Source organism: Lederbergia panacisoli, assembly GCF_024626525.1.
GTDB classification, from domain to species: domain Bacteria; phylum Bacillota; class Bacilli; order Bacillales; family Bacillaceae_C; genus Lederbergia; species Lederbergia panacisoli.
Map to the genome: position 1 here is coordinate 1 of NZ_JANJGU010000031.1, position 10031 is coordinate 10031.

9 protein-coding genes are annotated in these 10031 nt (G+C 35.9%); all 9 read left to right on the forward strand.

What is annotated here, in order from left to right:
* Positions 1 to 221 precede the first annotated feature (221 nt).
* The 9 genes from NQ185_RS19975 (at position 222) to NQ185_RS20015 (ending at position 9727) form a co-directional block, all read left to right on the forward strand.
* Positions 222 to 440 carry a YdbC family protein gene (locus NQ185_RS19975; RefSeq protein WP_257583863.1) on the forward strand — a complete coding sequence of 73 codons (219 nt, stop codon included), beginning with the start codon at positions 222 to 224 and terminating at the stop codon, positions 438 to 440.
* 21 nt (positions 441 to 461) lie between these two features.
* Complete coding sequence (locus NQ185_RS19980; RefSeq protein WP_257583855.1) at positions 462 to 629, forward strand: hypothetical protein; 168 nt, start codon at positions 462 to 464, stop codon at positions 627 to 629.
* Positions 630 to 752: 123 nt separating this feature from the next.
* Positions 753 to 1448 (forward strand): aspartate/glutamate racemase family protein, encoded by a 696-nt coding sequence (locus tag NQ185_RS19985; protein ID WP_257583856.1) that lies wholly within the window; start codon positions 753 to 755, stop codon positions 1446 to 1448.
* Positions 1449 to 1873: 425 nt separating this feature from the next.
* Entirely contained in the window at positions 1874 to 3496 is a 1623-nt protein-coding gene (locus tag NQ185_RS19990; RefSeq protein ID WP_257583857.1) for an ATP-binding protein, read from the forward strand.
* Between the two features lie 859 nt (positions 3497 to 4355).
* The gene (locus NQ185_RS19995; RefSeq protein ID WP_257583858.1) at positions 4356 to 5372 is read left to right on the forward strand and encodes an aminoglycoside phosphotransferase family protein; all 1017 of its coding nucleotides are present in this window, start codon (positions 4356 to 4358) and stop codon (positions 5370 to 5372) included.
* Between the two features lie 242 nt (positions 5373 to 5614).
* Positions 5615 to 5902, forward strand: a complete 288-nt coding sequence (locus NQ185_RS20000; protein ID WP_257583859.1) for a hypothetical protein — start codon at positions 5615 to 5617, stop codon at positions 5900 to 5902.
* A gap of 437 nt (positions 5903 to 6339) precedes the next feature.
* Positions 6340 to 6729 carry a hypothetical protein gene (locus NQ185_RS20005; RefSeq protein WP_257583860.1) on the forward strand — a complete coding sequence of 130 codons (390 nt, stop codon included), beginning with the start codon at positions 6340 to 6342 and terminating at the stop codon, positions 6727 to 6729.
* A gap of 210 nt (positions 6730 to 6939) precedes the next feature.
* Positions 6940 to 7785: a hypothetical protein gene (locus tag NQ185_RS20010; RefSeq protein WP_257583861.1), complete on the forward strand. Its 846-nt coding sequence runs from the start codon at positions 6940 to 6942 to the stop codon at positions 7783 to 7785.
* A 172-nt stretch (positions 7786 to 7957) separates the two neighbouring features.
* The gene (locus NQ185_RS20015) at positions 7958 to 9727 is read left to right on the forward strand and encodes a DUF4153 domain-containing protein (protein ID WP_257583862.1); all 1770 of its coding nucleotides are present in this window, start codon (positions 7958 to 7960) and stop codon (positions 9725 to 9727) included.
* Positions 9728 to 10031: the final 304 nt, after the last annotated feature.

Consider the following 10031-nt stretch of genomic DNA (forward strand, 5'->3'; position numbering starts at 1 on the left):
CAGCCGACTTTTATTAATTCTCATCTTTAAACTCTCCATAATCATTTTTAATTTTGGTAAATCTAAAAGACTGTTAATCTCAATATCTGTATTTATATTTAATTGTAAATGCATAATATTCACCCCAAGAATATTATGCGGTTTTATAATCCAAATTGTACATTTTTAAACGATCATTTATGTACATTGTTAGAGTATCATTTATACAGGGAGGATTTTTCATTTCAGACTTTAAATTTGAACTAATAAAACAAATAGCCATCCTATCAGAAACCCCAAAAGGATGGACAAAAGAGTTAAACCTTATTAGTTGGAATGGCCGCGATCCAAAGTATGACTTAAGAGATTGGGCTCCAAATCACGAGAAAATGGGCAAAGGTGTAACATTAACAAAAGAGGAATTGGAAAAGCTTGGGGAAATATTAAGTGAATTACATTAACATAAGATGCGGAGGGCAAAGATGAAGAAAAGAGAAGTTTTTATGCTATCAGCATTATCGTTTTCCGTAGGCATTGTTTTTGGATTTTTAATTTCACCAATAAAGCAAGGTGTTTATAATATAGCTGGGAATACCGAGAATTATCATTATCATGATAAGAAAAATACAGGCAGTGACGAAATGGACTGAAAATACAAGCTGGATACCAACTAGAAAAAGAAGAACTGCTGAAGTTAACTTAATTTAAACTTTCTACTAAGTCTACGATATATTGAAAAAAGCAGTTGATATTGATACTAGGGAGGAATTTAGATGAAAAAACTCGGAATGGTGGGCGGCTTAGGACCCGAATCAACGGTCGATTATTATCAATCAATTATTACTAAATATCAGGAAAGAATAGGCAGTAAAGAGGTACTCCCTGAACTTTTCATTAATAGTATTAATATGTACCAAGTTTTCCAGTTTATCGATCAAAGCGATCTGGATGGTTTAACAGATTATTTAGTGGAAGCTGTTCAGAAGCTGGAACAAGTTGGATCAGATTTTGCGATCATCTCTGCTAACACACCGCATATTGTGTTTGACCAAGTTCAAAATCGTGTGCAAATTCCATTATATAGTATCGTTGAGGAAACGTATAAGAAAGCTCGGGAACTAAGATTAGATAAGATCGGACTAATCGGCACCAAGTTTACAATGGAGCATAATTTCTTCAAAACGCCATTTACCTCCAATGGAATTGAAATAGTAGTGCCCACTGCTTCAGAACAACAGTATATTCATAAGAAAATAGTTGAAGAATTAGAGAATGGGATTGTGAATCAAACAACAAAACAAAAGTACCTAGATATTATCAAAGAAATGGTACAACGAGATCAAATACAAGGAATCATCTTGGGCTGCACGGAATTGCCAATGATTATTAAAAAAGAAGATTTAAGCTTCCCACAATTAAATACGACTGAGATTCATATTGATAGAATCATAGATTTGATGTTTACTTAGGTTTTCATTTGTTTCGCCCTTTATTAATAGAGGGCGTTTTGTTTTTATGTTATCGGACCCAGGAAAAGGGCTGGGTATTGATGCCTACTTTTCGCATACCTATGCTTCGTGGGAGCGCAGATCTAATAAGCGCCACAATGGGTTAATTTTATGAATCATTAATGAATGGCAGCTCATCCATTCATATTCCTATAAATGTATTGAAAAGCATTGGATGAATACACTTCCCCGGAAATTACTAGAATATCAATCACCAAACTTTGGGTAAAACCTTATATAGTAGTTTCTTATAAGGTGTTGCATTTAAAATTGCAATTTGCATTGGAGAAAATAATCAGATAGTGTATGATAAACAAAAAAGGTTATATTTCCACTTTTAGGTAAGAATGTTAAATAAGACACAATTAGAAATGGGCGGTAGTCAGTTGATACTTTTAGACTATATTATTAATCTCTCAATTTTTTCACTATTGGTCAGTACTCCATTAGTCATCCGTTCGTTAATCAATCATTATCTACTTAAGCAGTATCGTCTTTGGGTTGGAGTATATGCGGGAATTGTATCCACAATCCTTGTTGCATTATCCTTCCAGCAAGAAGGCTATTCATATGACATCCGGTATTCTGCAATCATTCTTGTTTTTGCCTATCTTGGACCAGCAGCGGGCATCATTACTGGGGTATTTGCATTATTTGCCAGACTAATGGTCAGCACTCATTGGTCGCCCGCAATTATAGGGTGGACCATTATCATGGTTGTTTTCTCAATATTGCAATTATATATATCCCGTTTCACTCCCGTCAAAAGGGGCATCATTCTATTTGGAACATACATTGTAATCTATGTTATTACTGTTCCAGTTATTTTTAATGTATTTCCGGATAGACCTATATTTCATTTTCAATATCTAGTATTTGTGATGATGGGAGTGATTATTGGGGGTTTATTGATTGAGTCGAATGAGAATCTGTATAGAATCATTACTGAAAAGATAAATATGAAGAAGGTTTTGGAAAAAAGTGAATATAAATACCGGCTAATAGCTGAGAATACATCTGATCTTATATTGGTTGTGGGTAAAGAGCATAAGGTTAGTTACTACTCTCCTTCCCATGTACACGTTTTAGGTTATCAAATCTCGGAATTGGAAAATATTGACCTTTTTAAATTAGTTCATCCTGATGATGTTGATATATTTAGAGATACTATTAAGATATTGTTTAAAAATACAGAGCCTCAGACGATAGAGTTCCGTTTAAAGCATAAACTAGGGTCTTGGATTGAATTTGAATCTCGCTGTAAGCCTGTTATTGGGGAGAAATCACTCATAGCACATATTGTTCTTATCAGCCGAGATATCTCTGAGCGTAAAAAAGCGGAGGCGCAACTTTTACATGCTGAAAAATTATCAATTGTAGGTGAATTAGCTGCAGGCATAGCGCATGAAATCAGAAATCCACTTACAACTATCAAAGGATTTGTTCAAATTTATAAGAGCAATGAGGCTATTGAATATACGGACTTGCTCCTAAGTGAATTGGGACGTATAGAAACAATTACTAGTGAACTTCTTTCCTTAGGGAAACCTCAAGTCATCAAAATGAACCATACGAATTTACAAGATTTGATTGAGAACACACTGGAGCTGCTTTTGCCTCAAGCTAATATGAATAATATTCAATTTAAACTGGGTTATGAAGGACCACCTTTTTTTATTACATGTGAGCAAAACCAAATAAAGCAGGTCTTTATAAATATATTAAAGAACGCGATGGAGGCAATGCACGAAGGTGGAGAGATTCATTTGAACCTGCGAAAAGGTGCAGAAGGCAAGTGTATAATCTCTATTCAGGATGAAGGTTGCGGAATTCCGGAAGATATACTCCCGCGTTTAGGTGAGCCATTTTATACACTAAAAGAAAAAGGAACAGGCCTGGGCCTTATGATATGTCATAAAATTATTAAACAACATCATGGCACCATAACCTATCAAAGTAAAGCGGGGGAGGGAACCTTGGTCGAGATTGAATTGCCGTTGGTGAGTTGAGGGAGAACAATACTACTGTGGAAAGGGCCTACTGTTCCCTAAAAAGTATTACTTCCTGAATTTTTAGGAAGAAGGATATTAAGTTTTAAAGCAACGCCCTGAACACCCGTGATATCAATCGTGGGATGAATGGGCGTTTGCTTCTTAGATATCATACAAATTCGTCGTAAAACATAATGTTCCTCGCACGCATTCAAACGGGAACATGGCCACGTCAACATAACCTTTCCCACGAATCTCCATGCTAAAACATAAAGGAAATCACCATCATTTCTAAATACCATCGTACATAATTTCTAGATTGCTACACGACCGTTAGGGGATTGAGTTGGAGAGGTATCTGACTGATAATATTTGTTTTTAATCAAATTTTCCATTGGTCTCTCACAAACGATTATGTCAAACTATAGAAGTGAAATTGTATTTCAACTTTTTCCACCGAAAGGAGATGTTTTTAATGAGTACTTATATGGTAATGGTGATTTTAACCTAACCGAATATCGGGCATAGTAAATTCCAATCCTTAACTATAGCTTGGAATGAGAGGACCCGGAATAACGCCCGTGTTTTTTGCTATGCCGTAAACAGTAACCTTTCGTGAATACTGCTGTTAGCGAGATACGATGAAAGTCGTATTCCTTTTTGATTATACGCCGACTTTTGGCTTTTACCCGCGAAACAGCAGCTTCTAAGGAAGCTGTCTGTTAGCGGTATTTTTATGCCCATAAATAACTTTAATCTATAGGTGTGGATCGGGAAAACATGCTTGTGGATGATAAATCGGGGTATCTCATGGAAAAACGGGCATGCAAAAATCAATCGCCATGCGACATAAGAGGAAAAAGGGAGGATACAAGAAATGATCAGTCATGATGAAAAGGTTGTTAAGCCCGAACTACTAATGCTTGTTTTGAGTAAAATGCTTGGCAGAACGATAATCCGCGTAGATTATCAACTTAAAGAGTTGCAAGGCGGGACAATAGGACATGTTCGGCTTGTAGCAGGAATGGTTGAAACTTCCGATGGTGAAAATCTGCCGTATAAGATAGTTTGGAAAACACAGAAAAAATTTGAACGTTATGGTGATCCAGATTCATGGCGAAGGGAATACGACCTCTATACATCGGATTTTCAAAAGGTTTTCTCCGATTCGTTCCGTTGTCCGGAGTGTTATCATGCCGAAATAAATGACAATGAGATTCAACTTTGGATTGAATATATTGATGGTGTGTCAGGCTTAAATCTAACCCCGGAAATGTATGAACGGATTGCCGAGGAATTGGGGCGATTTCAAGGCAATTTGTACACTGAACGACCAAACGTATTTCAGAATTTGTCCAATTTAAGCAAGGTTGAGTTTTCGAAAAACTACTATTTGCGATATCGGTCATGGAATGTATTGTATGATTACATACGCTCCGATGACTGCGATATTCCGAAGCACCTGTGTAAAATGCTCATTGACATAGATAACAATGCGGACGAAATATTCAGTCGAATCGAAAAACTACCAATCGTGCTTTGCCACAGAGATTTTTGGGTGTCAAACATATTCTTTTCGGACAGCAAAATTGTCCTTATCGATTGGGATACCGCCGGATGGGGGTACATGGGCGAGGATATCGCGAGTTTCATAACGGATGAAGCGGACGTCTGTCATATGATTGAATACTACCAAAAATGCATTCCAGCGTATTACAGGGGTTTTTCGGAATACGCGGATGTGTCCCATATCTCCGATCATTGTGTCTATGAACTAATTCTTGTTATGTTCGGATACAGGCTTGTTGAGTGGTATAAATTCGCTAAGTCGTCCGAAGATAAATCCATGCACCTTAATACCTTGCAAAAAATTCATGGGATGAGAAATATATAAATATAACTATTGAGTCATTAGATGTAAACAACTGAATAATTCTGGTGTCTGCCACTAGATTCTATCAAAACGTATGGATTACATAAACCTCCCTATTTTTCTGGAATGTAAACACAATAATTTAGGGATAGCTAGTGGATATAAATTCCTTTATTTTACAATCATTTTTAGTTAAGAAAAGAGTCTACAAAAATGAAAATTAGCTAAAGATATGGTTGAGAATATATTGGGAGGAATGCTGTATGACGAATGCTAGAGACAACTGGGAGCTTATCGAACTTTCCCGTAAACTTGAACAAGAAGCAATTGCCGCAAGAAATAATGCGGATATTGAAGCTGTTCAAGAAGTAAAACAACAATTACATGAACTACAGCATCGAATTATAAACGCACAGGGAAGAGAAGTGAAAGGAAACGTTACTTCTGGCGAGCCTTTATTTGACGCTCATTTGCGTGTAGAAGAATCGGTGGGGCGTATGGAGAGAGCACTTATAAACCTTCAAGCTATGCAGGATGATGCACAACCATAATCCAAAGAAAATCTGGAATTATAATCACGTAACAAATCCTCCGGAAATCAAATGCCAGCCCTCTCCTACAATAAAGATTTAAAGTAGGGGAGGTAGGGGAGGACTGGCACTTAACAGATTATTTATGAATCTTATTGATTGGAAGATTGTAATAAAATTAAATGTTCACACAACTATATTAAATGTATGATATAATCTTTCTGAAAGGGAGGTTGAAAATTATGTTGAAATGAAAATGAAAGTAAAAACTGTTTTAGTTCGCTTACTTCGTATTAAATCTGCAATTTTCCCCCGTTCTTTTTCACCATTTTAATCCATTCATCATTTCCTCATAAAAACATCCTACTAAAATGCTAAAGTGAATAGATTCTGTTAAATAATTGAATAAATGGGAATTTTGCCGGTTGTATCAAAACCACTTAAAAAGGAGAGATACTATGGATGCCGTGCTAAATAATATTGCCAAAGGTGTTACTGTTTGTTATTCAGAAGTTTTCCCTAATCAAGATAATGATTATTTCCACCTTAATTATCTTGGAAAATTATTTTTGGTTGCAGACTCCTATTGTATGAATCCAGATTGTACATGCCAAGAAGTAGTTCTAAATTTTTTACAAGCTTATCCTAGAGAGAATAAGAAAACCAACAATTTTTATGTTAGGTTCAAACTTAATGGCAGAGGATATAAAATACATGACCAAGGCCGATTTAATAGAAGTGAAATAAAGGCCATCATTATGCGCCTCACTGTGGATGACAGTTATGTAAAACTTTTTAATGAAAGATATACAGAAATGAAGGAAAAAGCAATAAAAATGATAAGTTAAGCATATCTATGATGTTCGAAGTTATGCGTGAAAATAAGATATGGTGAAAAAATTAGATATATTCCACGAAAAATGTTGCGGAAATACTGCATTATAAGGATAATGACTGAAACCGCACATGAATTGAACATTCGGTAGACCTTTGTTGAAAGGAAACGAATTTTCAGTTATATTGAATGTAATTATTTGTTTTAGGGGGGGCTCTAGCATATGGAAAAAATCCTTGAAATGTTACAAGTCCTTCATGAAGGACAAAAGAAACAAGAAGCGTTCCAGGAAGAAATGCTCGGTTTTCGAAATGATATGCTTGGTTTTCGAGAAGAAACGCTTGGATTTCGAAACGAAATGCACGAATTTCAAGAAGAAATGCTTGGGTTTCAAAAGGAAATGCTAGGATTTCGAGAAGAAACGGTTGGATTTCAAAAAGATATGCTCGGTTTTCGAGAAGAAACACTTGAATTTCAAAAAGATATGCTCGGTTTTCGAGAAGAAACGGTTGGATTTCAAAAAGATATGCTCGGATTTCGAGAAGAAACGGTTGGATTTCAAAAAGATATGCTCGGATTTCGAGAAGAAACGGTTGGATTTCAAAAAGATATGCTCGGATTTCGAGAAGAAACGGTCGGGTTTCAAAAGGAAATGCTAGGATTTCGAGAAGAAACGGTCGGGTTTCAAAAGGAAATGCTAGGATTTCGAGAAGAAACGGTTGGATTTCAAAAAGATATGCTCAGTTTTCGAGAAGAAACGGTTGAATTTCAAAGAGATATGCTTGGATTTCGAGAAGAAATGGTTGGATTTCAAAAAGATATGCTCAGTTTTCGAGAAGAAACGGTTGGATTTCAAAGAGATATGCTTGGATTTCGAGAAGAAATGCAAGCATTTCGCAAGGAAACAAATGATCGTCTAGAGGGTCTTGAAAGACTCGTGATCCAAAATGGCGAAAAACTGGACACCAATCGCGAATACGCTGGAAGAAAAATAAATTTCATTGAACACAAAAGCATGGAGCTCGAACAACGAATTTATGAAATGGAAAGTGAATATAGGCGGAAGTAACTTTTAGGAAACGCCACCTGTTTTTGGACACCCCAATGGAGTGTCCATTTTTTAACGAAGGTATCAATAGTAAACCTGCATTTTTTATTTGAGCTAAATGCTTGTCATTTAGGTTGAGATTAAAAACATATTGAATATATATGTAAAAAGAATAGGGGGAAAGTTGATAAAAATGAAAAACTTACGAAATAAGTTAATCGGGCTTATTCAGGCAGTAAACCGGTATCCTTTAACGATGCTCTTTCTTTTGGCTATTGCTACTGTGAACGTGAACATGATCAACAATGAAACTGAAGATTACCTAAAATATCTATTTACTTTTATTATAGGGGCATTGTTAAGCGTGATTGGGCAGCAAGTTTATGAACGCTTTTTTATAAAAGTTATTGAACGTGCAGTGCTCATGTTTGGATCCGTGCTCTTGACGGCGGGCTATTATTTTGTCATTCAGTCTGCGCCCACCTTTAGCATAGAAATTAGTACAAAAACCTCCATTTCCATATTTGCCTTGATGGTGGCCTTTATATGGATCCCAGCCATCAAAAGTAAGGTTACGTTTAACGAAAGCTTTATGTCCGCATTTAAAGCCTTCTTCCTCACAGTGCTCTTTTCTTCCGTTTTGGCGGCAGGTTTAAATTTAATTATTATTGCAATTGACCAGCTTCTTTTTTCGTTGGATTTTAAAACGAATGCACATGTCTTGAATATTGTATTTTCCTTGTTTGCACCCATTTTCTTTCTATCATATACCCCTCCATACCCAGGTAAAAAGGATAGAAATCGTCCAACTAACGAATTAGGCGGTGAATGGGAAAAAGTAGAAAAGGCAATCACATGCCCAAAAACATTAGGAATATTAGTTTCTTTTATCATCATTCCTTTAACAGCCGTATATACAATCATTTTATTGGCGTACACAATCTTAAATATTCGCGGTGATTTCTGGACAAATAATTTATTGGAACCAATGCTCGTTTCTTATGCCGTTACTGTTATTTTGGTCTATATTCTTTCGAGTCATCTAGAGGATAAATTTGCAATATTATTTAGAAAAATATTCCCGAAAATATTAATACCGATCGTATTATTCCAAACGGTCGCTTCGATATTAAAAATTAGCGATATCGGTATTACTTATGGCCGTTATTACGCAATAATGTTCGGCATTTTTGCCCTTATAGCTGGAATTGTATTCAGCTTTCTCCCTGTTAAAAGAAATGGGCTGATCGCTTCTGTAATAATTGTTTTATCTGCTATTTCAATCATTCCACCTGTCGATGCTTTTACAGTTGCCAAGGTTAGCCAAGTGAATTTACTAAAAAGAACTTTGGTGGAAAATGATATGTTTCAAAATGGGAAGGTTGTACCAAATCCGGATATATCTATTGATGATAAGAAAACAATTACAAGGACCGCCAGTTATTTAAACAATTTGAACTACTTGGCTGAAATCGATTGGCTGCCGGAAAAGTTATTTAACGTTGATAACTTTAATAAAACGTTCGGATTCGAAGAAACATACAATCAACCAAGCGATAGAACGGAAGGGAAATTTGCCCACATCGATTGGGAACGCAGCCCTGCAGTAGATATTAAGAATTATGACCAGATGATTCATTTGTATTTTCAAGGTTCTCAAACCGATTTGAAAATACCACTTGAAATAGACAATAAAACTTATACATTAAAGAATGACAGTAGGAATCTTATTTTTATGGATGAACAAAATAAAGAATTATTCCGATTTGATATGAAGAAAGCGATTGATCAAATTTTTGAGAACCATCCTGGGACTAATTCTGGAAAAAATATGTTAACTACCGAGGAATTGATGGTTACCCAAGAAAATGACAAAGTCAAAATGACCATTCTAGCTACATCCGTTGACAACTATGGGTCTCAGTACAATGCCGATATTTTTGTTTTCCTTAAAATCAAGTAAGGGGCCAGCAACAACTTTGCCGTACAGAAGCATGTAGGGAATTTTCTCTATGTGCTTTTTGTTGTGTTTCATACCTATTCAGATATATAAGGGGGAGAAAAGTCGCTTGTCTCGCGACATTTTCGATTAGAATTTCCTTTTCTATTCCATGATCCAATACAATTTCATCAATTAGCCTGAATACTGCCATCGGAATTGACCACGCTTGCCATCTTATTTACCACCAATTGCCACGGAAGTTACCACCGATTGCCAGGGCATTTACCATAAGTATAGACCATGAGGATAATGAGCCAATAATTAG

Bases quoted from the DNA above. Each gene is read 5' to 3' on its own strand.
- NQ185_RS19980 (WP_257583855.1), top strand. From the start codon at position 462: ATGAAGAAAAGAGAAGTTTTTATGCTATCAGCATTATCGTTTTCCGTA.
- NQ185_RS19985 (WP_257583856.1), top strand. From the start codon at position 753: ATGAAAAAACTCGGAATGGTGGGCGGCTTAGGACCCGAATCAACGGTC.
- NQ185_RS19995 (WP_257583858.1), top strand. From the start codon at position 4,356: ATGATCAGTCATGATGAAAAGGTTGTTAAGCCCGAACTACTAATGCTT.
- NQ185_RS20000 (WP_257583859.1), top strand. From the start codon at position 5,615: ATGACGAATGCTAGAGACAACTGGGAGCTTATCGAACTTTCCCGTAAA.
- NQ185_RS20005 (WP_257583860.1), top strand. From the start codon at position 6,340: ATGGATGCCGTGCTAAATAATATTGCCAAAGGTGTTACTGTTTGTTAT.
- NQ185_RS20010 (WP_257583861.1), top strand. From the start codon at position 6,940: ATGGAAAAAATCCTTGAAATGTTACAAGTCCTTCATGAAGGACAAAAG.
- NQ185_RS20015 (WP_257583862.1), top strand. From the start codon at position 7,958: ATGAAAAACTTACGAAATAAGTTAATCGGGCTTATTCAGGCAGTAAAC.